This is a genomic window from Arthrobacter sp. NPDC097144 (assembly GCF_044762205.1).
Taxonomy (GTDB): Bacteria; Actinomycetota; Actinomycetes; order Actinomycetales; family Micrococcaceae; genus Arthrobacter_B.
The window spans coordinates 441,446-464,279 of the sequence record NZ_JBIWDW010000003.1 but is presented as its reverse complement, the minus strand read 5'-3'; the positions used below and the strand labels follow the sequence as shown (position 1 = coordinate 464,279).

Annotated in this window: 26 protein-coding genes, 1 other RNA gene, 1 pseudogene and 1 riboswitch; of the genes and pseudogenes, 18 read left to right on the top strand and 10 right to left on the bottom strand. The window is 64.0% G+C overall.

Features of this window, described 5'->3' with window-relative positions:
- Positions 1 to 114 precede the first annotated feature (114 nt).
- The 3 genes from ACIQXM_RS09295 (at position 115) to ACIQXM_RS09285 (ending at position 2,131) form a co-directional block, all read left to right on the top strand.
- The gene (locus ACIQXM_RS09295) at positions 115 to 450 is read left to right on the top strand and encodes a hypothetical protein (protein ID WP_400930691.1); all 336 of its coding nucleotides are present in this window, start codon (positions 115 to 117) and stop codon (positions 448 to 450) included.
- Between the two features lie 143 nt (positions 451 to 593).
- Entirely contained in the window at positions 594 to 1,253 is a 660-nt protein-coding gene (locus ACIQXM_RS09290) for an alpha/beta family hydrolase (protein WP_400930689.1), read from the top strand.
- An 86-nt stretch (positions 1,254 to 1,339) separates the two neighbouring features.
- Positions 1,340 to 2,131, top strand: a complete 792-nt coding sequence (locus ACIQXM_RS09285; protein WP_400930687.1) for a hypothetical protein — start codon at positions 1,340 to 1,342, stop codon at positions 2,129 to 2,131.
- 6 nt (positions 2,132 to 2,137) lie between these two features.
- Here the strand turns inward: ACIQXM_RS09285 and ACIQXM_RS09280 are convergent, their stop codons facing one another.
- Both ACIQXM_RS09280 and ACIQXM_RS09275 read right to left on the bottom strand, forming a co-directional pair.
- Positions 2,138 to 2,479, bottom strand: coding sequence for a hypothetical protein (locus ACIQXM_RS09280; RefSeq protein ID WP_400930685.1), 342 nt, complete (start codon positions 2,477 to 2,479; stop codon positions 2,138 to 2,140).
- A gap of 75 nt (positions 2,480 to 2,554) precedes the next feature.
- Complete coding sequence (locus ACIQXM_RS09275; protein WP_400930683.1) at positions 2,555 to 2,791, bottom strand: hypothetical protein; 237 nt, start codon at positions 2,789 to 2,791, stop codon at positions 2,555 to 2,557.
- 109 nt (positions 2,792 to 2,900) lie between these two features.
- Between ACIQXM_RS09275 and ACIQXM_RS09270 the strand changes: the two genes are divergently transcribed.
- The 4 genes from ACIQXM_RS09270 to ACIQXM_RS09255 all read left to right on the top strand — a co-directional run bounded on the left by ACIQXM_RS09270 (position 2,901) and on the right by ACIQXM_RS09255 (position 6,408).
- Entirely contained in the window at positions 2,901 to 3,740 is an 840-nt protein-coding gene (locus tag ACIQXM_RS09270; RefSeq protein ID WP_400930681.1) for an SDR family oxidoreductase, read from the top strand.
- A 104-nt stretch (positions 3,741 to 3,844) separates the two neighbouring features.
- A complete protein-coding gene (gene galT / locus ACIQXM_RS09265) occupies positions 3,845 to 4,969 on the top strand; it encodes a galactose-1-phosphate uridylyltransferase (RefSeq protein WP_400930679.1) in 1,125 nt (374 codons plus the stop codon).
- Complete coding sequence (gene galK, locus ACIQXM_RS09260; protein ID WP_400930677.1) at positions 4,966 to 6,123, top strand: galactokinase; 1,158 nt, start codon at positions 4,966 to 4,968, stop codon at positions 6,121 to 6,123. The genes galT and galK overlap by 4 nt, the downstream gene beginning before the upstream one ends.
- Before the next feature lie 39 nt (positions 6,124 to 6,162).
- Positions 6,163 to 6,408, top strand: coding sequence for a hypothetical protein (locus tag ACIQXM_RS09255; protein WP_400930675.1), 246 nt, complete (start codon positions 6,163 to 6,165; stop codon positions 6,406 to 6,408).
- Between the two features lie 47 nt (positions 6,409 to 6,455).
- On the opposite strand, the gene ssrA is transcribed toward ACIQXM_RS09255, so the two are convergent.
- Together ssrA and ACIQXM_RS09245 are read right to left on the bottom strand one after the other, a co-directional pair.
- Positions 6,456 to 6,825, bottom strand: a transfer-messenger RNA (tmRNA) gene (ssrA, locus tag ACIQXM_RS09250).
- A gap of 115 nt (positions 6,826 to 6,940) precedes the next feature.
- On the bottom strand, positions 6,941 to 7,435 hold the full coding sequence (locus ACIQXM_RS09245; protein WP_400930673.1) for a hypothetical protein: 495 nt from the start codon (positions 7,433 to 7,435) through the stop codon (positions 6,941 to 6,943).
- Positions 7,436 to 7,595: 160 nt separating this feature from the next.
- Here ACIQXM_RS09245 and ACIQXM_RS09240 point away from each other — a divergent pair, with 160 nt between their 5' ends.
- Complete coding sequence (locus ACIQXM_RS09240; protein ID WP_400930671.1) at positions 7,596 to 8,258, top strand: nucleoside/nucleotide kinase family protein; 663 nt, start codon at positions 7,596 to 7,598, stop codon at positions 8,256 to 8,258.
- An 8-nt stretch (positions 8,259 to 8,266) separates the two neighbouring features.
- On the opposite strand, the gene ACIQXM_RS09235 is transcribed toward ACIQXM_RS09240, so the two are convergent.
- Positions 8,267 to 8,572, bottom strand: a complete 306-nt coding sequence (locus ACIQXM_RS09235) for a hypothetical protein (RefSeq protein ID WP_400930669.1) — start codon at positions 8,570 to 8,572, stop codon at positions 8,267 to 8,269.
- A gap of 113 nt (positions 8,573 to 8,685) precedes the next feature.
- On the opposite strand from ACIQXM_RS09235, the gene ACIQXM_RS09230 reads away from it, so the two are divergent.
- Positions 8,686 to 9,621, top strand: coding sequence for an SMP-30/gluconolactonase/LRE family protein (locus ACIQXM_RS09230; protein WP_400930667.1), 936 nt, complete (start codon positions 8,686 to 8,688; stop codon positions 9,619 to 9,621).
- A 36-nt stretch (positions 9,622 to 9,657) separates the two neighbouring features.
- On the opposite strand, the pseudogene ACIQXM_RS09225 reads toward ACIQXM_RS09230, so the two are convergent.
- Positions 9,658 to 10,026: pseudogene (locus ACIQXM_RS09225) on the bottom strand (sugar phosphate isomerase/epimerase family protein); the annotation flags it as partial.
- Between the two features lie 162 nt (positions 10,027 to 10,188).
- Between ACIQXM_RS09225 and ACIQXM_RS09220 the strand changes: the two are divergent.
- The 4 genes from ACIQXM_RS09220 (at position 10,189) to ACIQXM_RS09205 (ending at position 13,839) form a co-directional block, all read left to right on the top strand.
- On the top strand, positions 10,189 to 11,295 hold the full coding sequence (locus ACIQXM_RS09220) for a LacI family DNA-binding transcriptional regulator (protein WP_400930665.1): 1,107 nt from the start codon (positions 10,189 to 10,191) through the stop codon (positions 11,293 to 11,295).
- A gap of 127 nt (positions 11,296 to 11,422) precedes the next feature.
- A riboswitch (guanidine-III (ykkC-III) riboswitch) is annotated at positions 11,423 to 11,487 on the top strand.
- A gap of 10 nt (positions 11,488 to 11,497) precedes the next feature.
- Positions 11,498 to 11,812, top strand: a complete 315-nt coding sequence (locus tag ACIQXM_RS09215; RefSeq protein WP_400930663.1) for a DMT family transporter — start codon at positions 11,498 to 11,500, stop codon at positions 11,810 to 11,812.
- A 1-nt stretch (position 11,813) separates the two neighbouring features.
- The gene (locus ACIQXM_RS09210) at positions 11,814 to 12,206 is read left to right on the top strand and encodes a DMT family transporter (RefSeq protein WP_400930661.1); all 393 of its coding nucleotides are present in this window, start codon (positions 11,814 to 11,816) and stop codon (positions 12,204 to 12,206) included.
- Between the two features lie 166 nt (positions 12,207 to 12,372).
- Positions 12,373 to 13,839 carry an amino acid permease gene (locus tag ACIQXM_RS09205; protein WP_400930659.1) on the top strand — a complete coding sequence of 489 codons (1,467 nt, stop codon included), beginning with the start codon at positions 12,373 to 12,375 and terminating at the stop codon, positions 13,837 to 13,839.
- Here the strand turns inward: ACIQXM_RS09205 and ACIQXM_RS09200 are convergent.
- Positions 13,836 to 15,494, bottom strand: coding sequence for a sensor histidine kinase (locus ACIQXM_RS09200; protein WP_400930657.1), 1,659 nt, complete (start codon positions 15,492 to 15,494; stop codon positions 13,836 to 13,838). The genes ACIQXM_RS09205 and ACIQXM_RS09200 overlap by 4 nt on opposite strands.
- On the bottom strand, positions 15,491 to 16,234 hold the full coding sequence (locus ACIQXM_RS09195) for a response regulator transcription factor (RefSeq protein WP_400930655.1): 744 nt from the start codon (positions 16,232 to 16,234) through the stop codon (positions 15,491 to 15,493). The genes ACIQXM_RS09200 and ACIQXM_RS09195 overlap by 4 nt, the downstream gene beginning before the upstream one ends.
- A gap of 452 nt (positions 16,235 to 16,686) precedes the next feature.
- Here ACIQXM_RS09195 and ACIQXM_RS09190 point away from each other — a divergent pair, with 452 nt between their 5' ends.
- The 4 genes from ACIQXM_RS09190 to ACIQXM_RS09175 all read left to right on the top strand — a co-directional run bounded on the left by ACIQXM_RS09190 (position 16,687) and on the right by ACIQXM_RS09175 (position 18,653).
- Positions 16,687 to 17,082 (top strand): hypothetical protein, encoded by a 396-nt coding sequence (locus tag ACIQXM_RS09190; RefSeq protein WP_400930653.1) that lies wholly within the window; start codon positions 16,687 to 16,689, stop codon positions 17,080 to 17,082.
- Positions 17,083 to 17,432: 350 nt separating this feature from the next.
- Complete coding sequence (locus ACIQXM_RS09185; protein WP_400930651.1) at positions 17,433 to 17,654, top strand: hypothetical protein; 222 nt, start codon at positions 17,433 to 17,435, stop codon at positions 17,652 to 17,654.
- Positions 17,655 to 17,793: 139 nt separating this feature from the next.
- A complete protein-coding gene (locus ACIQXM_RS09180; RefSeq protein WP_400930649.1) occupies positions 17,794 to 18,162 on the top strand; it encodes a DUF1622 domain-containing protein in 369 nt (122 codons plus the stop codon).
- Between the two features lie 254 nt (positions 18,163 to 18,416).
- The gene (locus ACIQXM_RS09175; protein WP_400930647.1) at positions 18,417 to 18,653 is read left to right on the top strand and encodes a PLDc N-terminal domain-containing protein; all 237 of its coding nucleotides are present in this window, start codon (positions 18,417 to 18,419) and stop codon (positions 18,651 to 18,653) included.
- Positions 18,654 to 18,760: 107 nt separating this feature from the next.
- Here ACIQXM_RS09175 and ACIQXM_RS09170 read toward each other — a convergent pair whose 3' ends face one another.
- Positions 18,761 to 19,264, bottom strand: coding sequence for a hypothetical protein (locus ACIQXM_RS09170; protein WP_400930645.1), 504 nt, complete (start codon positions 19,262 to 19,264; stop codon positions 18,761 to 18,763).
- 155 nt (positions 19,265 to 19,419) lie between these two features.
- A complete protein-coding gene (locus tag ACIQXM_RS09165; RefSeq protein WP_400930643.1) occupies positions 19,420 to 21,222 on the bottom strand; it encodes a DUF222 domain-containing protein in 1,803 nt (600 codons plus the stop codon).
- A 235-nt stretch (positions 21,223 to 21,457) separates the two neighbouring features.
- On the opposite strand from ACIQXM_RS09165, the gene ACIQXM_RS09160 reads away from it, so the two are divergent.
- Positions 21,458 to 22,789, top strand: a complete 1,332-nt coding sequence (locus ACIQXM_RS09160; RefSeq protein ID WP_400930641.1) for an Nramp family divalent metal transporter — start codon at positions 21,458 to 21,460, stop codon at positions 22,787 to 22,789.
- The last annotated feature ends 45 nt before the right edge of the window (positions 22,790 to 22,834 follow it).

Sequence of the window (22,834 nt, the reverse complement as noted above, 5' to 3'; positions counted from 1 at the left end):
CGCTGCCGTTGTCCTCGTCCTGCTCTCAAACCGCTCTTTCCAGGGGACTCTATCGGGTTGATCGGATGAGGCATACGATGGCCGTGCGATTCACCTTCCGCAGGAGGAATGGCCATGGCCGAAGGAACATCTTCTGGAACGCAGGGGCCTCCTGCGAATTACGGCAATGTGCCGGTGATTATCTCCGCTGTCATGGCGGTGGTGGCCGGTGTGGCAGTGGCTGTCTTTTCCACCGGAGGAACCGAACGCGAGTTCCGGTGGGAACTGGGCGTCGCAGCAGCCTGCGCCACCTTCATTGTTTCGCTGCTGATTTTCCTCGTCCTGATCCTCACCGCCGCCCCCAACCCCGAGGACCTGGGCAAGGGTACCGGGATCAAGCGCAGCTTCGGCTCACTGCCGGACGCGTCCGACGGCGGCGGCGACTCCCGTGCCGACGGACCCGAACGCTAAGCAAACAACGATCCGGAATTCCCCGGCCCCCGCCCGCCGTATGCCCGGGCGACGGCGCGGGCCAGGCCGGCGCGGGCCCGGCCGGGATGGGGACCCGGCCCGTAAGGAGACCGGTATCTCCTGCCGCCGGTAAATTGGACCACATGCCTGTCTTGCGCGAGGAATTCGCCCTCACTGCCGGAGACGGCAAAGTCTCCGCCGTCTTTGCCGCACCCGGCGACGCAACGGCCGCCGTCGTCGTCGCGCACGGGGCGGGAGCAGGAATGGACCACCCGTTCCTGGCCGGTTTCAGCGATGCCCTGAACGCCGGCGGGGCAGCGACGCTGCGCTTCAATTTTCCGTACCGGGAAGCCGGCAGGAAATTTCCCGACCGCCCGCCGGCGGCCGTTGCTGCCTGGCGTTCGGCTATGGAAGCGGCGGCGTCTCGAACAACGGGGCTGCCGCTCTGGAGCTGCGGCAAGTCTTTTGGCGGACGCATGGCCTCCATGGCGGTTGCGGAGGGAATGACGACGGCGGGACTTATCTTTCTGGGTTACCCCCTGCATCCGCCGGGGAAGCCGGAGAAAATACGGGACGAGCATCTGTACGGACTGACGGTGCCAATGCTGTTTCTGCAGGGCACCCGCGATCCGTTTGCGCTTCCCGGAGAGCTTGAGCCGGTGGCGGAACGGATTGGGTCCAATGCCCGGGTGGAGCGGATCGAAGGTGCAAACCACATGTTTGAGGTGCGCGGGAACAAACGGGCGCCGGATGTCGTGGGGGCCGGGCTGGCCGATCGGGTGCTGGACTATGTGAAGCACTAGGACCGGCAGCCGGCCGGCGTGAGGCGTGTCGCAACCCCTGTGCCTGCATGCCCGGGTTTCGGTAAGCTGGCGCCATGCTGAAGAGAGTGGCAAAAAGAGTCGCAGTAGCAGCACTGATCCTTGCAGCCCTGGCCGCAGGCCTGGTCGCCGTCATGGGTTACGGCGCCCTCCAGCTTGTCCAGGCTGCCGTATACGGAGACGACGGCGATCCCTCGGTCTGGTCCTTCATCGCCGCCTTTTTCACTCCGTCGCTGTGCATCGGCGCGGCGCTGCTCCTGGGAATGGGAGTGCGCTCCTCCCGGCGCCGTGCCCGGGCCGCACAAAACCGGCGGACCGACGCCGCTGCCCAGGCCGAGTCCTGGCGCCGGCTGTACCTGCGCCGGGATGAGCTGCTCGTGCGGTGGTCCCGCTATGAGACGGACGTTGCCCTGATGATCGATTACCCGGTGATGACCGATTACACGGATCCGGTGATCAGGGACGTCATTGTTGCCATGCAGGGAATCCGGGCCGCTGAGGCCGACGCGCTGGATTTGGACCGCGGGCCGGCCGAACGTTCCAAGCTGTTCACCGCTGTAAACCGGTTTGAGGTCGCCTTCCTGACGGCTGAACGGTATGCCCGGCGCCGCGGCCAGTCGGACCTGACGGGGGCTGAGCGCAGTAAGCTCGCCGCTGCCCGGCAGGCCCTGAACATTATTCTTGATGATGCTGCGCCGCGGTCCGAAGTGGACGCCGCCTACCGCAGCCTGCGTGGTTCGCTGCGGGGCATCATCGATCTGCCGGACCGCGCGATTGCCGATCTGGAGGCGCACACCCGGCAAAGCATCGGCGTGCGCCCCCGTACCTCAGCGGCTGCGGCGGACCGGGCTGCCGCCTAGCTTGGGCTATTGCCGGGGTTGTGCCGGGTTGGTGGGATCGCCCTGCGACGGCGGATTGATCTTTGGCCCCGTGGTTGCCGGCGATACTTTGGATCCCTGCTGGCTGCGGGTCACTTCGGGCAGCTCGTCGGGAAGGGAGCCGCTGGGTTCGGTGCCGCTGCGGAGGGCTTCGAGACGATTCTCCAGGACCTGCACCACCGGCAGTCGGTTGCCGTGCGCCTGCTCGTACGCCAGGAGCCCGGAGACTCCGGCTTCATCCAGCGGGCTGAGGCGGCTCGGCAGCGTTCCGAGCGGAATGTGGTCATAGTCGGGCAGGACAAGGTCATCATGAGCGGGTGAATCAGCCATGGTTCTCCTTACGCGATTTGTTGGGATTTTCGGCAATTGATTGATCTGCAGGCAACTGTTGGGTCTTTCCGGTGATCAATCGGCGCTGCCGCGGGGGTATTCCTCCTCATCCGCAGGGGTCCCGCCGTCAACTTCCTGTTCCAGCCGATCGGCTTCGGATCCCTCTGCGCGCAGCGGATCTCCGTGTGCCTGCACCGGGTCCTGGCTACCCGTGTCTTCCTCGGCCCCGGGAACCGCCGGAGCCTGCTGGTCCAGCACATCAGCTTCATTCTCCGTGGGTACGGCGGGACGGTCATCTGCTGCGGGCATCATGTTCTCCTCTGCTGAATACGTTCTCCCCTGCATAATGCCGGGGCTTCACAAGCAACGTCGGTACGATTAGATTATAAGCCTGCTTAGCACTTTACTAGGGAGGACAGTAATGACGCAGCCTGCACAGCAACAGGAAACGCCCGGCACCCAGAGCCAGATGACGCCCGAGCCGGACTGTGGCGAAAAGTCGTACCGCGGCATGGACAAGCTCAAGGGCAAAACCGCGGTCATCACCGGCGGAGACAGCGGCATTGGACGGGCCGTTGCCATCGCCTTTGCCCGCGAAGGCGCCGACGTCGTCATCTCCTACCTGAATGAGGACGACGACGCCAAGGAAACCGCCCGCTGGGTCGAGGAAGCCGGCCGCCGTGCCGTCCTTGTTCCCGGAGACCTGGACACCGCCGAGCAGTGCCGGAAAGTCATCGACACGGCCGTGCGCGAATTCGGCAAGATTGATGTCCTGGTCAACAATGCCGCGTACCAGATGGACCACGAATCGCTGGATGAGATTTCCGACGAAGAGTGGGAGTACACCTTCAAGGTCAACATCAACGCGATGTTCTACCTGGTCAAGGCCGCCCTGCCGCACATGGCACCCGGGTCCGCGATCATCGGCAGCTCGTCCGTGAACTCGGACATGCCCAGCCCCACGCTGGCGCCCTACGCTGCCACCAAGGCGGCCATCGCCAACTTCTCCGCCAGCCTGGCCCAGCTGCTGGGAGAAAAGGGAATCCGCGTCAACAGCGTGGCACCCGGCCCGATCTGGACGCCTCTGATTCCGGCTACTATGCCGCCGGAAAAGGTGGAGTCTTTCGGCTCCGATGTGCCGTTGGGGCGGCCCGGGCAGCCGGCCGAGCTTGCCCCGGTCTATGTACTGCTGGCATCCGATGACGGCAGCTACATTTCCGGCGCACGCGTGGCTGTTACCGGCGGCTCGCCCATTTTGTAACCGGCGTGCGGCGCTGCACCGCGGTGCAGCGCCGCATGTTACGGGCCTGGTGCGGAGGCTGGGATAGTCTGTGATCTTCCGGGGATCGGCAGACTAAGGAATCCATGACAGTCCACACCAGCACTCGGCTCTCCGACGGCCGGGAGCTCATCTACTTTGACTCTTCCGCGGAGGCCGCGCAGCGCCGCGTCTCCGCGCCGCTGGACAGCCGCGGCCTTCCAGCCCGGCCGGGAAACGGCACCGCCCGCTACGACGCCCTCACCGGGGAGTGGATTGCCGTTGCGGCGCACCGGCAGTCGCGCACCCATTTGCCGCCTGCAGACCAGTGCCCGCTGTGCCCGTCCACGCCGTCGCGCGCCTCCGAAATCCCGGCCGCAGACTACGAAGTGGTGGTGTTCGAAAACCGTTTCCCCTCCTTCGGTCCGGATCTGGGAAACCTGCCAGCGGACCCCTCCTGGGGCACGACGGCGCCGGCGTACGGCCGCTGTGAAGTGGTGGCCTTCGATTCCGCCCACGAAGGGTCCTTCGGATCCCTGTCCCCCGACCGCGCGCGGACCGTGGTGGACGCGTGGGCGCAGCGCACGGAGGCATTATCCGCGATGGAAGGCATCCGGCAGGTTTTCTGTTTCGAGAACCGCGGGGCAGACATCGGCGTCACTCTGCTGCATCCGCACGGCCAGATTTACGCGTACCCGTTCATTCCGCCGCGTTCCGCTGTCATGGCGCAGCAGGCGGCTGCCTATTATGAGGCGTCCGACGGCCGGCAGACCCTGATGGGTGCGGCTCTGGATGCCGAGCGCAGCTCGGGGGAACGCATGATCCTTGAAGGCGAACACTTCAGCGCCTATGTTCCCTTTGCCGCGCGCTGGCCGCTGGAAGTCCATCTTGTTCCACACCGGCAGGTGGCGGACCTCGCCGAGCTGCGGGACGAAGAACGCGATGATCTGACCGCTGTTTACCTGGACCTGCTGGCCCGCGTGGACGGCCTCTATTCCACTCCCACCCCGTATATCGCCGCCTGGCAGCAGGCGCCGCTGGACGCCCGGTTCCGTCCGGCCAGCCGCCTGCACCTGCAGCTCACCTCGCCCCGCCGGGCCGAGGACAAGCTCAAGTTCCTGGCCGGATCGGAAGCCGCCATGGGCGCCTTCATTAACGACACCATCCCCGAACAGGTGGCAGCAAACCTGCGCGCCGCAGTTCCCTCGACTTCCGGAAAGGTGCTCTCATGACCCTCTCGGCTCCCGAACTCTCCGCCGCATTCGCCGCCCGCTTCGGCCGGGAGCCGGCAGGCATCTGGTCCGCTCCCGGACGCGTGAACCTGATCGGGGAGCACACGGACTACAACGACGGTTTTGTCCTGCCCTTCGCCATTGACCGGTCAACGGTTGTGGCTGCGGCGCCGCGCCGGGACCGGACTGCCCAGGTTTATTCGGCCTTTGGCGAGGGCAGTTCGGCAAGCGCAGACCTGAATACCCTCAGCGCGGGCAGCGTGAAGGGCTGGGCAGCCTATCCGCTGGGCGTGCTGTGGGCTTTTGAAGACCGCGGCACCGGTGTCCCCGGCGTGGACCTTTATCTCGATTCCGATGTTCCCCTGGGAGCGGGCCTTTCTTCCTCCGCTGCCCTGGAATGCGCTGTTGCGGTAATGGCCAACGACCTCTCGGACGCCGGGCTGACCGGTCCCGAGCTTGCTGCATTGGGTCAGCGCGCCGAAAACCTTATGGTGGGCGCGCCCACCGGCATCATGGACCAGTCGGCGTCGCTGCTCGGCGAGGAAGGCCACGCCGTTTTCCTGGACTGCCGGAGCAGGGAAGCGCAGCTGGTGCCGCTGGACCTGGCGGGAAACGGACTGACACTGCTGGTGATCGACACTAAGGTCAGCCATGAACATTCCAGCGGCGGCTACGCCTCCCGGCGGGCCTCCTGCGAAAAGGGAGCCAAGGCCATGGGCGTGGCTGCCCTGCGCGATCTGACCCTGGACGACCTGGCTGCGGCCGAGGAGGTTCTGGATGAGGAAACATTCCGGCGCGTCCGCCATGTGGTCACGGAGAACGCGCGGGTGCTGGCCGCCGTCGACGTCCTGCGGACCGACGGTCCGGGCAAACTCGGTAACCTGCTCAACGAAAGCCATGCGTCCATGCGCGACGACTTCGAGATTTCCTGCCCGGAGCTTGATCTGGCGGTGGAGTCGGCTCGAAGCGCCGGCGCGCTGGGCTCCCGGATGACCGGGGGCGGCTTCGGCGGTTCAGCCATTGCGCTGGTCACCAGTGACGACGCCGACGCCGTCACCGCCGCCGTTTCCGACGCATTTGCTGCCGCGGGCTACGCCGCTCCCGCGGTGTTTACCGTGCTTCCCGCGTCCGGAGCCGGCCGGGTGGAAAACTGAGGAAAGCGTTTCGGCAGCGTATAGGCCAGGCTGAGGCGCATGAACCTGAATAAACAGATTCAAGCCGCCGAACTCGAGCTTCTCGGTTCTTCAACCCGGACCAAGCCCGCACGAATGGGCGAATTGCTGCATCCGGAGTTCATCGAAATCGGCCGTTCCCTTGCCACCTACCGGCTCCGCACCCCTGCCGGCCCAGTCTCTCGACACTCGTCGGTGTGGGACATCTCGGCTCCGCAGGCACAGCTCCGCTTTCACCAGGGGACGGTAATTCTTCCCAACAGCTGAGAAAACAGCGAAGTCCTGCCCCTCCGCAGAGAGGCAGGACTTCGCAGTGGTGGAGATGGGGGGAATCGAACCCCCGTCCGATGTTGTATTGCCAGGACTTCTCCGGGCGCAGCATGCGTCGGATTTTCTTGGCCCCAGCCATCTTGCAAGCGAGTGGCTGATCCGGGCCCAGCCGTCCAAAAGTCCCGAACACCCAGACGGCGAAGGTGTTCAGCAGTGGCCCTCTAAACGACGCCAGGATCCGGAGCGAGAGCGACTCCGGGCTGACGGACTACTCCGGCTGCTTAGGCAGCGAGAGCGAAGTCAGTGCGCATAGGTTTGGCACTTATTTTTTTGCAGAGAGCGTTAACGAGATAACTCTGCGTTCTCGGCCCGCTTCCCCTGACTCAACAGACATCGTCGAAACCGATCATCCCCATGTTCAGTTGCCAATTCCCGCATCCGCCGCCTCACGCGTCGGGCAGTCCACACATAATAACGCCGCCGGCCCGCGAATGATTCCTGAACGGGAAACTGTCCGCGGGCCAGCCGGTCAGTGACTGGTGGTTCCCTGCCTGGATTCCAGATCAGGCCCTATCCAGGCGTCCGACACCAGTCCGGTGACCCACGCATAGACGGCCTTGTGCAGGATGTCCACCACTTGTTCCTCCGCTGGCCAGGTTACCGGCGGAGCCCCGATACCCGTGGCGTTTTCCAGGGTCTGGTCCGTTGCCAAGCGCACCGCGGTGAACCCGGTGTTGGCCACCGGACCGCGGATACCGGTGACGGACCATACGCCCCGCAGTGCGCCGAGCACAGCACCCGTCCCCCAGTGCATGGCGTGGTTCCAGACCGGCGGCTGCGCATCCGGCGCGGGGCGCCTGCCGAGCAGGCTCAGCAGCGTCCGGGCCGGAACGTAGGAATTGGAACGGCCGGTCACTGCCTGTTCCAGTTTCTCGCCTGCCGTCATCGCGGCGACTCCGGCCAAACCGGCGACGGCCCCCTGTCCGGCGGCCTTCAAGAGCATCTGTCCACGGGAATTTGCCACGTCTGCCTCCTGTCAGTGCGGGTGTGGTGTGTTGTGTTCTTCCACCACGTTTTCCACCACTCTAGGAGAACGACCGCAGAGTTTCCTCCCGGTTGACAGCACCGCTCCTTACGGGCGGGAGCTGGTTCCACCGAAAAGTTGATGGGGAAGAATGTTCTCCATGGACACTTTCCCCACCGGACGAATATCTGCGGGCATGCCGGAACTCATTGCCCGGGCCCGCAGCATGGCCGCTGCCGGAAGCCGCCGGATTCTGGGCATCGCGGGAGCACCCGGAGCGGGAAAGTCGACTCTGGCACGGCAACTGGTCGAGGCCCTTGGCCCGGACACGGCGGTTCTGGTGCCCATGGACGGGTTCCACCTGGCCAACAGCGTGCTGCAAAGCCTGGGCAGGCAGGAGCGCAAAGGGGCCCCTGACACGTTCGACGACGGCGGTTATGCAGCGCTGCTGCAGCGCCTGCGCGGGCAGTCGGCGGAAGAACCGGAGATCTACGCGCCGGAGTTCCGGCGCGAGCTGGAGGAACCCGTCGGTTCCGCCATCCCCGTCCGGGCCTCCGTGCCGCTTGTCATCACGGAAGGCAATTACCTGCTGCTGCAGCAGGGCCACTGGCCCCGCGCCCGGGCAGCCCTCCACGAGGTCTGGTATCTCGAAACGGACGACGACGTGCGCCGGGACCGCCTTATCCTGCGCCATGCCGAATTCGGCAAGACACCGGAACAGGCCCGGGCGTGGGCACTGGGCAGTGACGAGGCAAATGCCCGCCTGATCCGGGATTCCGCCGGCCGAGCCGATCGTCTGGTGCGGCTGACCGGGGAATCCTAAAGAGCCCGTTACAGGCCGCGGCGGCGTCCGAAGATCAGCGAAGCAGCAGCAGTGGCAGCAGTGACGGTGTAGACCGAAGGCCAGGCACCGAGCTTCTTCGCCAGCGGGTGGGACAGGCCGAAAGCGGCCACGTAGCCTGCCGTGAGGGCTGCGGCCGTGCCGGTGCCGGCGTCGCGCTTCCACATCGTGAAGGCTGCCGCTCCTGCCGCGGCCAGGACGGCGCCGCCCAGCTGACGGTTGCCGGTGTCCCGTGCGGTCTTGTAGCCGCCGATCAGGCCGGCGCTGGAAACGAGGGACGTCAGAACTGCACTCACAGTGTTTTCTCCTATTGGCTGGATCTTTCCACCAGCCTATCCCCGCAGGAAGGACCGCCGCTGCGTCTATGCTGTGAGGCAAGCCCCTCCTCCCCGACCCCGAAGGACCGCGCATGTCAACGACACCCGAAAACCTGCTCGCTGCCGAGGCTGCACTGGAAAAAGTTGCCACCGGCGCCCAGTGGGCGGAGGGACCGGTCTGGATTCCCGCCCGCGCCGCCGTACGGTTCAGCGATATTCCGGGCAACCGGATCCTGGAATACCGGGAAGCCACCGGCGCCCTGGAGGTCTATGCCTCCGACGTGGAGTTCACCAACGGCCGCGCGCTGGATCTCGACGGTGCGGTGATCCAGTGTTCCCATGGCCGGCGGGCCATTGAGCGGGACACGGGAACCGGGCCCGACGCCGTTCCCTCCGTCCACACGCTGGTCGACTCCTACAACGGGCATCGGCTGAACTCGCCGAACGATGTGGTGGTGAAGTCAGACGGCACCATCTGGTTCTCTGACCCCTCCTACGGAATCCAGAAGGATACGGAAGGGCATCCCGGCCGCGAGGAATACGGGGACCGGTGGGTTTTCCGTTTCGATCCCGCCAGCGGAGAGCTGACACCCGCCGTAGTTGACGTCGAAGTCCCCAACGGGCTGGCCTTCTCCCCCGATGAATCCATCCTGTACGTCTCCGACACCTCGTTGGGCACGCCCGCCATGGACGGCGGACCGCGGCTGCACGGCCACGCCATCCACGCCTACGACGTCGTGCAGGGCAGGTTTGCGCGCAACGGACGAACCTTCACCGAAGTGGGGCCGGGGGTCCCCGACGGTTTCCGCGTTGATGTTCACGGCAACATCTGGTCCTCCTCGGAGGAAGGAGTACAGGTCTTTTCTCCGTCCGGCGAGAGGATTCTGCAGGTTCCGGTTCCGGAAACCGTCAGCAACGTCTGCTTCGGCGGAGAGGACGGCCGCACCCTCTATATGACGGCGTCCAGCAGCCTGTACCGGATCCGAACCACGGTGAGCGACGCGGCCGCCGCCCTGCGTTCGCGCTAAATCCTGAGGACCGGTAAATCCTGAGGCCCGGCGCAGCTAGGCAAAGGGCAGCACCAGTGATGCGTAGCGTTCCTTGACCGTTTCCAGGAGCTGGTCACTGGGTGCATCCCAGATCTCCCGGTTGAAGATTTCCACCTCTATGTCACCGCGGTAGCCTGCCCCGGCCACCCAGCCGGTGATCCTGGCGAAGTCGATCACGCCGTCGCCCATCATCCCCCTCGAAAGCAGGGCGTCGGAGGCGATGGGCAAATTGAAATCGCAGACCTGGTAGGACGCAATCCGGTCTTCGCGGCCGGCACGTGCAATCGCATCGCGCAGCTGCGGGTCCCACCAAACATGGAAGGTGTCCACTGCCACGCCGACGACGGCGGCGGGGTAGGGCGCGGCCAGGTCAGAAACCCGCCCCGGCACAGGGAGGAAACCCGGAGCCCGGCGTTGCTGATGAGCTCGTGCGGCAAAACCGGTCCGGAAAGCGCATTCCGGAATGCCCATCCTGCCGCAGCGGCGCATTTCTGGCAAGCACTTTCCCGCGGTGCCATAATTGCGTTCTCACTACAGTGGAGGAAAATGCCTGCTTGCACCTTGTACGAAGTCGCCCGGCACGCAGGGGTTTCCCTTGCCACCGCCTCCCGTGTGCTCAACGGGTCCAGCCGACGTCCGGGCGGTGCCATTTCCGAACGCGTTCAGGCTTCAGCTGCTGAACTGGGTTATATCGCCAACGCGCAGGCACAGGGTCTGGCGAAGAAGAGCAGCGGGATTCTCGGGCTCATCCTGCATGACATCAGCGATCCCTACTTCTCCACGATTGCCCGCGGTGTGCAGGAAGCAGTGCAGGACCAGGAGAAAGTGGTCCTGCTGGCCAGCACAGGACGCAGTCTGGAGACAGAACGCCACGCCATCGCCACCTTTGCCGCCCGCCGCGCCGACGCCATCGTGATTGCCGGTTCACGCACCGACAGCCCGGCGGCGGGCGAGGAAAACAGCCTCATTCTCGCTGAGCTGCGCCGATACAAAGCCAACGGGGGCCGCGTGTGCGTCATTGGCCATCCGGTGATCGGTTCCCGCCCCGACGACGGCTTCCGCACCGTTCCCGTTTCCAACCGGGCACTGAGCTCCCGGCTCGCCGCAGACCTGGCCGCCGCCGGACACCGGCACTTTAGGGTCCTGGCAGGGCCCGACGGCCTGGTCACGTCCGATGCCCGGCTGAACGGATTCCAGGAGGGGCTCCGGCAGGCAGGGCTCAGACCGGCGGAGGTCCACCGGACCGATTTCACCCGCGGCGGCGGATACGGCGCCGCCGTCGAGCTGGGCACCCGGCTGAAGGCGTCCGAGCGCGTGGAGTCCCCGAGCGGACCGGACGGTACGCCCGCCCTCTGCGTCTTTGCAGCCAGCGACGTCATGGCAATCGGAGCAATAGCCGGATTCAGGGAACTTGGGCTGCGCATACCCGAGGACATAGCCGTGGCCGGTTTTGACGACATCGAAACGCTGCGCGACTTCACCCCCGCGTTGACCACCGTGCAGCTGCCGCTGGCTGAGCTGGGCCGTCAGGCGGTGGCCAGGGTGCTGGCACAGGAAGTTCCGGAGGCTGTGAGCAGCATCGAGGGAACCGTCGTCCTGCGCCGCAGCACCGAGCTCCCCTCAGCGCAGACTTCTCCTCAGCACAGACCGTAAACAACTGAACCAGACACACTGCGGAACCGGGCTTTGAGGAATCGGACCTGACGCGCTGCGGAAGCGGCGCCCGTCCCCGATCGGGAGCCGCAGGTGCCCTTCGGCTCCCGATTTGCTACCGTGGGATGCCAAGACCGGATCCCGGTCTCCGGACGACGGTTCAGTACCCGGACAGCGACAAGACTGGCCAAAGGAATCTGTCATGGCATGGGTCATTCTTGTTCTCTCCGGCATGCTTGAGGCGGTGTGGGCCACAGCGCTGGGAAAGTCGCAAAACTTCCGCCGCCCGCTGCCCACCGTAATATTTGCTGCCGGTGTCATCCTCAGCATGGCAGGTCTTGCCTGGGCCATGCAGAGCCTTCCGGTGGGCACGGCGTATGCCGTGTGGGTGGGAATCGGTGCAGTTCTCACGGCGGCCTACGCAATGGCCTTCGGCGGCGAGAAAGCCACGGCGATGAAGGTCCTGCTGCTGCTGGGTGTTGTGGGATGCGTTATCGGCCTGAAGTTGGTGGGCTAACGTGCCGTGGATCGTGCTGCTCCTGAGTGCAGTATTGGAAGCTGTGTGGGCAACAGCCCTGGACGCTTCGGCCGGTTTCACCGTCTTGCTGCCCACCCTTGTTTTCCTGGCAGCAGGCATCGCCTCCATGGTGGGCCTGTCCTACGCCATGAAATTCATCCCCGTGTCCACCGCTTATGCCGTGTGGACCGGGTTGGGCGCGGTCCTGACCGTTGCCTACGCCATGATCTTCGGCAACGAGGCCCCGGGGATACTGAAAATCCTTTTCCTTGCCGGGATCATCGGTTGCGTGGTGGGATTGAAATTCGTGGACTCCGCCCCGAAGGCCCGGGACCAGAATGCCGGAGTTCCCGACGGCGGGCCGTCCGAAACACCGCAGCGCGGCGTCGACTAGCGCGCCCGGCAGACACTCAGGCTTCGACAAGCGCCTCACTCCGCCGGCAGGTTTTTACGCGGCAGGCCTTTTCAAGGGAACCCGGCAGGACGATACTGCTCTGATTGCCGGAAGGTTCGTCTTTTCCGGCCCCGGCGGTACCGGCAACGATGATCGGAGCCCTTCCATGACCACAGCAGAAAGTTCATCCTCCGCTTCCCTCTTCCGGCGCAAGCCGATCGATGAGGTGGAAGACGAAAAAACCGGCAGCAAGCTCTTCAAGAGCCTGGGCCTGTGGCAACTCACTGCCATCGGCGTCGGCGGCATCATTGGCATTGGTATCTTTACGCTCGCGGGATTGGTGGCCAACGGCGGGCCCGATGCTCCCGGTGTCGGGCCCGGTGTCCTCATTTCATTCCTGATAGCCGGGCTCGCGAGTGCCGCTGCCGCACTGTCCTACGCCGAGTTTGCCGGGATGGTGCCGCGCGCCGGGTCGGCGTACACCTACGGCTATGTGGCGCTGGGGGAAATTATCGGCTGGTTTATCGGCTGGGACCTGCTGCTGGAATACACGGCCATTGTTGCCGTTGTCGCCATCGGCATTTCCGGCTACTTTACGGAATTCATGTCCGGCATCGGCATTGACGTCCCTGCGTGGATGCAAGGCACCGGAGACACCGTTGAGGGCGGGGTCATCAACCTCCCTGCACTGGTGGTGTGCCTCTTTATCACCTGGATCCTCAGCCGCGGAACCAAGACGTTCGGCCGGTTCGAATTGGTGGCGGTGGGCCTGAAAGTGGTGCTGATTCTTTTCATTGTGGGCCTGGGATTCTTCTTCGTGAACACCTCCAATTACACGCCGTTCCTTCCCAACGGTTTCGGCGCCGTCTTTACCGGTGCGGCTACGGTGTTCTTCGCCGTATTCGGTTACGACGCCATGAGCACCGCAGCAGAGGAAGCAACTGACGGCAAGAAGCACATGCCCAAGGCCATCCTGCTTTCACTGGCCGTGGCCATGGTGCTCTACATCCTGGCCACGCTGGTCCTGACCGGCATGCAGAACTACCGCGACATCAGTCCCACCGCAGGCTTTGCCTCGGCCTTCCAATCCGTGGGACTGCCGATCATTGCCACCATCATTTCCGCGTTCGCAGTGCTGTCCATCCTCACTGTCATGCTCACGTTCCTGCTGGGCGTCACGCGCGTGTGGTTCTCCATGAGCCGCGACGGCCTGCTCCCGGGCTGGTTTTCCGGCACCGACCGGCACGGCACTCCGCAGCGCGTGACCTGGATTGCCGGCGGTGCGTCGGCGCTGCTCGCCGGAGTATTTCCCATCCGTGCCGTGGCGGACCTGACGAACATCGGCATTCTTGCTGCCTTTGTGGTGGTTTCCGTGGCCGTGATCGTGCTGCGCCGCCGGCAGCCTGACGCTCCCCGGGAATTCCGCCTGCCGCTGATGCCCTGGATTCCTGCGTTTGGCGTCCTGTCCTCGGGCTTCCTGATGCTGCAGCTGCACTGGGAGACGTGGCTGCGCTTCGTCATCTGGCTCATTATCGGCATTGTCATTTACTGGTTTTACGGCCGCCGGCATTCACTGCTGAATCCCAACAGCCCGCGGCTGGCCGAGCCGCCGCCGGCGCCGGAAGCCGCCTAGTTTTCCGGCGGCGCTTCGTGAGGTTCCGCTCCATGAGGTTCCGTTCCGTGAGGTTCCGCTTCGTGAGGTTCCGTTCCGTCTCCTCCTTGCCGTACCGAGCCGTCCGGCTGCACAGGCAGCCGGACGGTGAAGACGGTGTTCCCCGGGATGCTTTCCACGGAGATGGTTCCGTGGTGGGCCGAAACAATGGCGTCCGCAATCGCCAGTCCCAGACCTGAGGAGCCGGTCCGGTTCGAACGTGCGGCGTCACGGCGGGCGAAACGGGAAAAGATACGTTCCTGGAAGTCTGCCGGGATGCCCGCGCCGTCGTCGGCTACCTTCAGTACCGCATCGATGCCGCCTTCCGTTCGGCGCTCCCGGGCGAGGGAAACATCCACCGTTGCGCCAGGTTCCGTATGCACATGTGCGTTCGTCACCAGGTTGATGAGCACTTGGCGCAGCTGTCCGGGATCGCCCCACACAGTGACGGGCTCGTCCGGTAGCTGAATCCGCCAGTGATGGTCCTGTGCAGCTATACGGGCATCGCTCACGGTTTCGATCACAAGACGCGTGAGATCCACTTCGCTGCGTGCTTCCTCCCGGCCTTCATCCAGCCGGGCCAGGAGCAGCAGGTCTTCCACCAGCCCGGTCATCCGCCGGGATTCGGCTTCCACCCGCCCCAGGGACTGGATTCCTTCGGGGCTGAGCTGTTCGGTGAGCCGAACCATTTCCGTGTATCCGCGGATGGAGGTCAGCGGGGTTCTCAGTTCGTGGCTAGCATCGGCAACAAACTGCCGGATCTTGGTTTCGCTGCGCTGGCGCACCTGCAGGGCGTGGGCAACGTTGTCCAGCATTTTGTTGAACGCGAGCCCCACGCTGCCCACCTCGGTACCGGAGTGGACGAGGCTCTCCGGCACACGCTCTGCCAGCGCCACGTCTCCGACATCCAGCGGCATCCGGGATACATTGGTGGCCACCGCAGCCACTTCCTCCAGCGGGCGGAGGCTCCGCCGAATGATCAGATATCCCAGGGCTGCAGTCAGAAGCAGACCCACGAAGGACACCACGGCCGTGCTGATTCCCAGCCACAGCAGGGTGTTATTGGTGGCGGCCAGCGGCATTCCGGAGACCACGACGGCGCCGGTTTGCTCCTGCACCTGGCCCACCAGGCGGTAATCCCCAAAGGACAGGTCGGCGGAAACCGGAACCCGATCGGCCGGCACCGAGGCGAGGATCCCGACGTCGCCTGCGGACAGCGCCTGCCGTGTTCCGTCGTCCAGCGTCACGCCGTTGCTGAAGGCGGTGTTTCCATAAAAGCGCACGTCCAGCAGGCCCGGGCCACCCTGGCCCGGCGCGTCCAGCGGGTCTGTCCGGTCGCCGCTGCCGGGAGAGTCCGACGGCGGTGCTCCTGCGGGGGGCAGCGGAAAGTTCAGGGCGCGGTCCGATGCCTCCAACAGGGTTCCATCCAGCTGCTGGACCAGGAACACGTTCATGACGACGTGGTTGAGGACACCGATCGTGACACAGGTCAGGGTCAGCAGCCCCAGCGTAGCCAGCAGCAGTTTGGTACGGAGACGCCAGCCACGCAAACGGGCCCGGATACCGAACGGCCTGCCGGCTGTGCTTGCGGCATTTTCCGGGGTTGCCGGGTTTTCAGGAGTTGCCGGGTTGCTCATGTTGCCGGTTTGAGCACATATCCGGCACCGCGCACGGTGTGGATCATGGGCGGGCGGCCGGCGTCGATCTTCTTGCGCAGATAAGAGATGTACAGTTCCACGATGTTGGCCTGCCCGCCGAAATCGTAATCCCAGACACGGTTCAGGATCTGTGTCTTGCTCACCACCCGGCGTGCGTTTTCCATCAGGAACGTCAGCAGGTGGAATTCGGTAGCTGTGAGCTGGATTTGCTCTCCGCTTCGGGTGACTTCGTGCGTGTCCAGGTTCAGGACCAGATCTCCAACCACCAGCTCCGCGGTTTCGGCTGCAGCGACCCCTGACCTTTGCACAAGCCGGTGCAGCCGCAGCAGTACTTCCTCCATGCTGAAGGGCTTGGTGACATAGTCATCTCCGCCTGCGGCCAGCCCGGTGATGCGGTCCTCCACAGAGTCCTTCGCGGTAAGGAACAGTGCCGGCACGTCCGGGGCGAAGCTGCGGATTTTCGCCAACACCTCCACTCCGTCAAATCCGGGAATCATGATGTCCAGTACCAGGACGTCCGGGCGGAATTCCCGTGCAGTATCAACCGCGCTGCGTCCATCCGCTGCCACCGCCACCTGCCACCCGGCCATGCGCAGGCCCATGCGGACCAATTCTGCGAGGTTGGGTTCATCGTCAACCACGAGGGCACGGATGGGGGTGCCGTCGGGGTGGGACAGTTTGGGCAGATCGCCCACAAAGGAGCCAGTGGCCTCGGACATGTTTTTTCTTCCTATCGGTCCGCCCGCTCGGGGGGCTGGTCCCAGCATAAACAGTTGGCCGAGCGTCCTGCAGGCAGTTTGGGCCGCACAGGCAGTTGGTTGGTTCAGGCAGTTGGTTGGTTCAGGCAGTTTGGATGGCTCAAGCAGTATGCGTGGTTCAGCTCGGCCGGTATCCATCTTGCTGCCCTTGATTAGCCGAAACCTGTCCGTCTGCTGTGTATGGGCTGTGCAGGCTGACCTCAGAGAGTTGAGCCCGGAGGGTTACTGCCCGGGATCGCAGGAGCGTGCAGAATGCCTGAAAAGCAGCCGCTGGCAAGGCGCCTGACCTCCGCCCCGACGCGTATTGGAACCGTAATTTTATCCTTTTAGATAACAATGCAATCTCTTTAAAGGACTACCATCGGCTGAGGACCCTTTTACCCGGGTCTGCTAGCTGGGGAGTAGAAATGGGCGTGGAGTCTCAGACAGTGCCATCGGTGCGGAAAAAATCCGCCATGCTTTTTCGGCGGGGGCGCACCATGCTGGTGCTTGTTGCCGTCTTCTGGTTGTGGATGTTGCTGGGGAGCGCCAACTTTATTGCTGCCCTCTTCAACACTCCTTTTTATGCATTGCTTGCCCTTTACGGACTAGGCGTACTAACCCTTATTTCCCTGGTGGTCGCCGGAGTTTCCATATTTTTTATGATCTCCAACCGGCCGGAGCGCATAAACGGGTCGGCAGGCGATTCCGCCCGCCCGGGTTTCACGGATCTGGCACCTGTCATCCGCATGGTTCCGCGCCGAATTGCCAGCCACAGTGCCGCCCTGACCACCAAGGCCGCTGCCAAGTGGCGGGATCTGGCCTCCTAGCGGACCGGCTCCACCTCTCGGCCCGAACCGCTCTGCGGGCATAAGTACGCCAGGCATGACGGCCTCAAAATGTCAGTGCTGCACGGCAAGGTGGTCCCATGACTTCCGCTGCGACTCCCAGTGCTCCGGCCTCCGCTGGCCCATGTCCCTTTGCCTCGCCACCAGGGATGAGCTTGGGAACCGGTCAAGGAATGGACGCAGACGCAGGAATAAGCGCAGAGCGGGAAGATACTCTCTCCTGGGCTGATTTTCATACTCCGCTCTTACCTGGCGGAGTGACTGGCAGAGTCACACATGCCCCGTACCGCCGAGAGCCGTACGTCCGGTGCCGGACGCCGTCGTCGCCGGCCTTGCCTTCGGGCGTCCTCGACGCCAAGGCTGCCGCGTGGACACGCACCGCAGTGCTCCTGCACTGGCTGGACGACGGTGGCCGGGCACACAACAAGTGGGTCCCAGCGGAGTTTGTGCACCGGGTGTCCCGAGATGAGTCGGCCTGGCAGGATCCCTATGACGACTGGTCTTTCTACTATCCGCACCAAGCCTCACCCCGCCTTGCTGCCGCAGCAGCTTAACTTCGGCTCCGATCCCCTGCGCGTTCGACACCGGTTCAAGGTTGGTTCCCTTGACATGGACCGGGGGCTGGCCTGCTTATGGAGGTACGGGTTGTTTGCCCCGACTGACCAGCGACCGCAGCCTGGAGGGGAGCATTGGGTGGAGTTCAAGGGCATTATTGAAGCTGCTGGAGAAGTAGTGGACCTTGCCGGGGTCGCAGTAATCATTGTTGGGGCCATTCTTGCCACCGTGTCAGTGGTGCGAAAGCTTCTGCAACGCACAGGCAGCCCGGTTTACGAGGCATACCGGCAGCAGTTGGGCCGGTCCATCCTGCTCGGCTTGGAACTGCTGGTAGCAGCCGACATCATCCGGACTGTGGCCGTCACCCCTACGTTCGAGTCGCTGGGGGTCTTGGCGCTCATCGTTCTGATTAGGACCTTCCTCAGCTACACGCTGCAGTTGGAAGTCACCGGCCGGCTGCCGTGGCAGCAGGCACAGGGTCCGGAGCCAACTCCACCGCAGAGGTAGCCGGCTGAGGTCTGAAGAAGGCGGCTTGGAGGTACAGAAGGCAGCCGCCTGCAGGGCCAGAGCCATGAGACTGCAAGACCTGGAGGGCTCACTTCACCTCCGCGTACAGAATGTTCCTCCCGAAAGTCATCACAGGGGATGAGGTGCCGATTGAGCCGCAAACCTATTCTGGATTTGCACCGCCGGAAACAACGCATCCATAGCGTTAATTATCAGTTGTCATTCTGTTCATGATGAAAGAGCATGGTTTATTTATGCCTGTCGAATACCTCATGTGGGCTCCTTTCATGGTGCTGTCCCTGATTCTCTACGTCACTCTGGCCGCTGCTGCACTTTTCAGTTTGGCCAGCTCGTCATGGGTCCCCGTTTCGTCACGGCGTGCGTGGATGGTGGGTGTTGTCCTGTTTCCGGTTCTGGGAGCGGTGCTTTGGTTCGCTGTGTCGCATCGTCGGACTGCGGCGCTGCCGGCCGAAGACGACCAGGTTGCCTGAGCCGTTTACCCAGTATTTAAACGCGTGATTGCCCGCGAGAAACGGCCACCGAGCACGCATTCGAGAAACCTATTCGCAGTGTCGTCGTCATGCTCAACGATGAATAGTCAGGACGATCGGGCAGCCGACCGCACCCTAACCGCGTTGGCCACGCATGCCACTGCCAGCACCGCGAGAGCCAAAACGGCCTGCGGAACGGTCAGTATGCTCACGACCAAGGACCCGATGAGAGCCACCCCGCCAATGACGGCCGTCGTCGAGTAGCGAGTCCTCACCGCCAACAGAATCAGTGCGATTCCATAGATGGGGCTGAAGGGCAGGCTTACGGTAAACGGGACAGACAATGCAGCCAAGCCGGCCAGGATAAGCAAGGCGCCTTTCTGCTGGGCAACACCGGCATTCCGTTCTGCGGGAGCAGCAATCACGGCAGCGGCAAGGATCAGTGCGGGCGGAAAGAGCATCCACAGAAAGCTCACCGCAACAGATGTCAGAGCACCTTCAGTCAGGAGCCGAACAATCGAAGCCAGGCAGCCGAGCGCCACGGCTCCGATAAGAGCCGCTTCAGCCCTCCTGTCGGCAGCGACTTGCTGGGATGTGAGCTGAGTGGTCACGGAATCATCCAATCAGGTTGAGGCGGTGGCCGGATTCATTGTGTGACACGGTACCTTCTCCATTGCGGCACGCAATGGGTATGCAGCACCAAGACTGTGGAGTGACAGATGCGGCAGAACGTTCTCTCTGCTGAGTGCTGTCAGAAGGGCCGATCTCAGAAGGGCGGTGGGTCGTCGCCGTAGTCGTAAGGATTGGGATCGTCGGGTGATCCCCAAAGCGATGGCGAAGGTGATGGCGACGACGGCGAAGATGATGGCAGTGATTCCAGCCTCCCCGGTATCCCGGTGTCTACCCCTGGTGTGCGGTTGGGTTTAGAGACTGCATCCGTGCCTGAACCCGGGCCAAGGTGGAGATGCGGTTCGGTGCGGTAGACCCGGCCTCCCGGTGAAACCCATTCAATAATCCCGGGTGAGTGCTGCCGGGCTTTCCAGAACCCCCGGGTCTTGAACATGTGATGCCTCCGGCACAAATGTTCGAGGTTGTCATGATCCGTTGTCCCGCCGCGGGACCAGGGGGTGGTGTGGTCGATCTCGGAGATCAGGGCGTTGGTGCGGCAGCCCGGGAACCGGCAGGTACCGTCCCGGGCGCGCAGCCAGCGCTGGAGTCCGGGCGGGACTTTGCGCCGGCGGCCAACCCTCAGGACTTCTTCGGTGTGCCGGTCACGTTCCACCGGAGTCCACCGGGCCGCCTGGCGGGCGAGCCTGCGGGCTGTTTCGGCACTGATCGGCCCGTACCCGTGCAGTTCGGCAGGATCTTCATCGGCGCCGAGCAGGGTTTCAGCGGTGATCAGGACCAGGATCTCGGTCCGGGCACCGGAACCATGCCTCACGGGACGGCCCTGGTCACTGGTGTTCTTCCCTGCGCCCGAATCCGAGGTCTCGCCCGCCCGAGAATCCGGGTCAGAATCTGAGTTTCCGTTCTCCTTCCCGCCCGGGACCCACACACCGTCACCATCACCTTCACCGCCGGTGTTGCTGCCCGGGTCTCCGGACCTGCTGCCGCTGGTCAGCAGGTCAGCCAGGATGTCGGCCCGCAGCTGATCCACGGGGCGGGGGTCTCCGGCCCCCTGCTCGCCCCGGGCCGCAACACTGAGCTGCGTATAAATCGCCTGCGCCCGCTGCGCCGGAAGGAACGCCGACAGCCACGACATCCCGTCCGTGTCCGGCTGCAAACACACGCGGCGGGTGTCGAACGCGCTCTTGTGCCGGACGGGAATGGTCTCCGGATAGCGGGTTTCGCGCAGCCGGCGGGCTTTGACCCGGAACTGCGCCAGGGTCAAACCCCCACCCTGCAGTCCGGCCGCGACCAGCAGATCCTGCTCGAACCCGGGCAGATCCGCGGAAGGAATGTTCTGGGACTGCTCCAACACGGTCTGCACCTGCCCATACCCGAGGGCGCCCGCTTCCAGATGCTCAAGGGTGGCCGTGTGGGTGTGGCAGAGGGTACCGGCGTCGATCATGAGCATCTTCGCGGTGCCGGTAGGCAGATGCAGGATCGCTGCTGCTTCCTCCGCAGCGAGACTGAAAGCCAGCCCCGGATCCACCTGACGGTTTTTCGGTAGGCCCGTCTGCTGCGCATCAGCCTCACTCGAGCTGGTCTCCGGCAGGAAACCGTTCCGAAAAATGTCTTCCATCCGGTTCAGGACTCTGGCCTGCTGGGCCTGAGCCCACCGGACAAGGTGATCCAACCGGGCCAGAACCGCACCGGCTTCATCCTGGTCAAAGACCTCAACCCCCTGCAGAGCCAGACCACCGGTGAACCCGTCACGGCAGGACGGACCGGAAGAAACAGTCTCGACGGTGCCGGGCTCGGCGGCGTAGACAGACAGGCTCGGTCCCGGTGCCGTCCGGCCCCCGGCGCAAGCGTCACCAACGCAAACACCACCTGCGGGCGCACCATCGCGGCTTCCGCCCTTACCGGCAGAAGCGTTCCCTGAAGAAGATCCGTGCTGATCCATGTCCTCAGGATTTCACCCGCCACCGACATTCCCGACCCGAAAACAGCTCCGAAAGACCCAAAATCGGCGCTTTTAATACGGGCCGGATACCCGTCTTTTTCCGAGGATCATCTGCTGCCCGCAACCACCCACGCGATCACCCCGACTGCCACCCCCGCAGCCGTCCCAGCCCCTACTTTGAGCCAGACCTCCACCAAGACTTCGGTGCACCGAACTTTCGTGCTAGCTTGCTGTCATGAGCCGTAAGACAATCCTGCAGACAGGAGCACCACAGTCCGAGGATGCCGATGAAACGGAGGGCCGCCACGAAAAAGCGACCCCCAACAGCGGCAGCCAGACCCTGACCATGCCGGCACCCAAGCGGCTGATCTGGATGCTCGGACCTGCCCTGGTTGCCGGCGTTGCCTATCTGGACCCCGGAAACGTGGCCAGCAACATGACTGCCGGAGCGCGCTTCGGCTACCTGCTCGTATGGGTGGTGGTTGCTGCGAACATCATGGCCTGGCTCATCCAGTACCTCTCGGCAAAACTCGGACTCGTAACCGGCAAATCCCTGCCTGAACTGCTGGGACAGCGGATGGGCCGGAACACGGGACGGCGCCTGTACTGGCTGCAGGCGGAACTCGTAGCGATGGCAACGGACATCGCAGAAGTGATCGGCGGCGCCGTCGCCCTTTGGCTGCTGTTCGATCTGCCGCTGTTGCTGGGCGGCATCATTACGGGCCTGGTTTCCATCGCAGTCCTCGGACTCCAGGGCAGCGGACGGCACCGCACATTTGAGTACGTGATTGTGTCCATGATGGCGATCATCGCCGTAGGTTTCACCGCGGGAGTCGTCATTTCCCCTCCCGATGCCGGAGGCGTGGCGGCGGGGCTGATCCCCCGCTTCGAAGGCAGTGAGTCCGTGCTGCTGGCCGCATCAATTCTTGGCGCAACAGTGATGCCGCACGCCATTTACGCGCATTCCGCGCTCACCCGGGACAGGTTCCCGGAACGCACTGCTGTGCTGACTACGCTGCGGCTGATCCGTGCCACAAAGTGGGATGTCACGATTGCATTGGCGGTCGCCGGAACCGTGAACCTGGCGATCCTGCTGCTGGCAGCCAGCTCCCTGCAGGGCGTGGCAGGAACGGACACCTTGGAAGGTGCCCATGCAGCGATCGCCGCATCGCTGGGCGGCGCTGTGGCCACTTTGTTCGCCGTCGGACTGCTGGCTTCCGGGCTGGCTTCCACCTCCGTGGGTGCTTATGCGGGCGCCGAAATTATGCACGGACTGCTGAACATTCAGATGCCCATGCTCCTGCGCCGGCTCATCACGCTGATTCCCGCACTGCTGATTCTGGCCGCAGGAATCGATCCGACCTGGGCGCTGGTCCTCAGCCAGGTCATCCTCTCTTTCGGCATCCCCTTCGCTTTGATCCCGCTGGTATGGCTGACGTCCCGGCGTGACCTGATGGGCGCGCACACCAACCGCTGGTGGACGACGGCGCTGGGCACCCTGGTGGCGGTCCTCCTGGTGGGCCTGAACATCACACTGCTGGTGCTGACTTTCAGCGGAGCCGCCTGAGCCCGGCACCGCGAAAGCCCGGCAGGAGAACGACGACGGCGCGCC

Coding starts and splice junctions, on each gene's coding strand:
- ACIQXM_RS09215 (WP_400930663.1), top strand. CDS start 11,498: ATGGCATGGGTCATTCTTGTTCTCTCCGGCATGCTTGAGGCGGTGTGG.
- ACIQXM_RS09230 (WP_400930667.1), top strand. CDS start 8,686: ATGTCAACGACACCCGAAAACCTGCTCGCTGCCGAGGCTGCACTGGAA.
- ACIQXM_RS09275 (WP_400930683.1), bottom strand. CDS start 2,791: ATGATGCCCGCAGCAGATGACCGTCCCGCCGTACCCACGGAGAATGAA.
- ACIQXM_RS09290 (WP_400930689.1), top strand. CDS start 594: ATGCCTGTCTTGCGCGAGGAATTCGCCCTCACTGCCGGAGACGGCAAA.
- ACIQXM_RS09220 (WP_400930665.1), top strand. CDS start 10,189: ATGCCTGCTTGCACCTTGTACGAAGTCGCCCGGCACGCAGGGGTTTCC.
- ACIQXM_RS09280 (WP_400930685.1), bottom strand. CDS start 2,479: ATGGCTGATTCACCCGCTCATGATGACCTTGTCCTGCCCGACTATGAC.
- galT (WP_400930679.1), top strand. CDS start 3,845: ATGACAGTCCACACCAGCACTCGGCTCTCCGACGGCCGGGAGCTCATC.
- ACIQXM_RS09195 (WP_400930655.1), bottom strand. CDS start 16,234: ATGTCCGAGGCCACTGGCTCCTTTGTGGGCGATCTGCCCAAACTGTCC.
- ACIQXM_RS09200 (WP_400930657.1), bottom strand. CDS start 15,494: ATGAGCAACCCGGCAACTCCTGAAAACCCGGCAACCCCGGAAAATGCC.
- ACIQXM_RS09165 (WP_400930643.1), bottom strand. CDS start 21,222: ATGGATCAGCACGGATCTTCTTCAGGGAACGCTTCTGCCGGTAAGGGC.
- ACIQXM_RS09270 (WP_400930681.1), top strand. CDS start 2,901: ATGACGCAGCCTGCACAGCAACAGGAAACGCCCGGCACCCAGAGCCAG.
- galK (WP_400930677.1), top strand. CDS start 4,966: ATGACCCTCTCGGCTCCCGAACTCTCCGCCGCATTCGCCGCCCGCTTC.
- ACIQXM_RS09205 (WP_400930659.1), top strand. CDS start 12,373: ATGACCACAGCAGAAAGTTCATCCTCCGCTTCCCTCTTCCGGCGCAAG.
- ACIQXM_RS09240 (WP_400930671.1), top strand. CDS start 7,596: ATGGACACTTTCCCCACCGGACGAATATCTGCGGGCATGCCGGAACTC.
- ACIQXM_RS09175 (WP_400930647.1), top strand. CDS start 18,417: ATGCCTGTCGAATACCTCATGTGGGCTCCTTTCATGGTGCTGTCCCTG.
- ACIQXM_RS09255 (WP_400930675.1), top strand. CDS start 6,163: ATGAACCTGAATAAACAGATTCAAGCCGCCGAACTCGAGCTTCTCGGT.
- ACIQXM_RS09160 (WP_400930641.1), top strand. CDS start 21,458: ATGAGCCGTAAGACAATCCTGCAGACAGGAGCACCACAGTCCGAGGAT.
- ACIQXM_RS09295 (WP_400930691.1), top strand. CDS start 115: ATGGCCGAAGGAACATCTTCTGGAACGCAGGGGCCTCCTGCGAATTAC.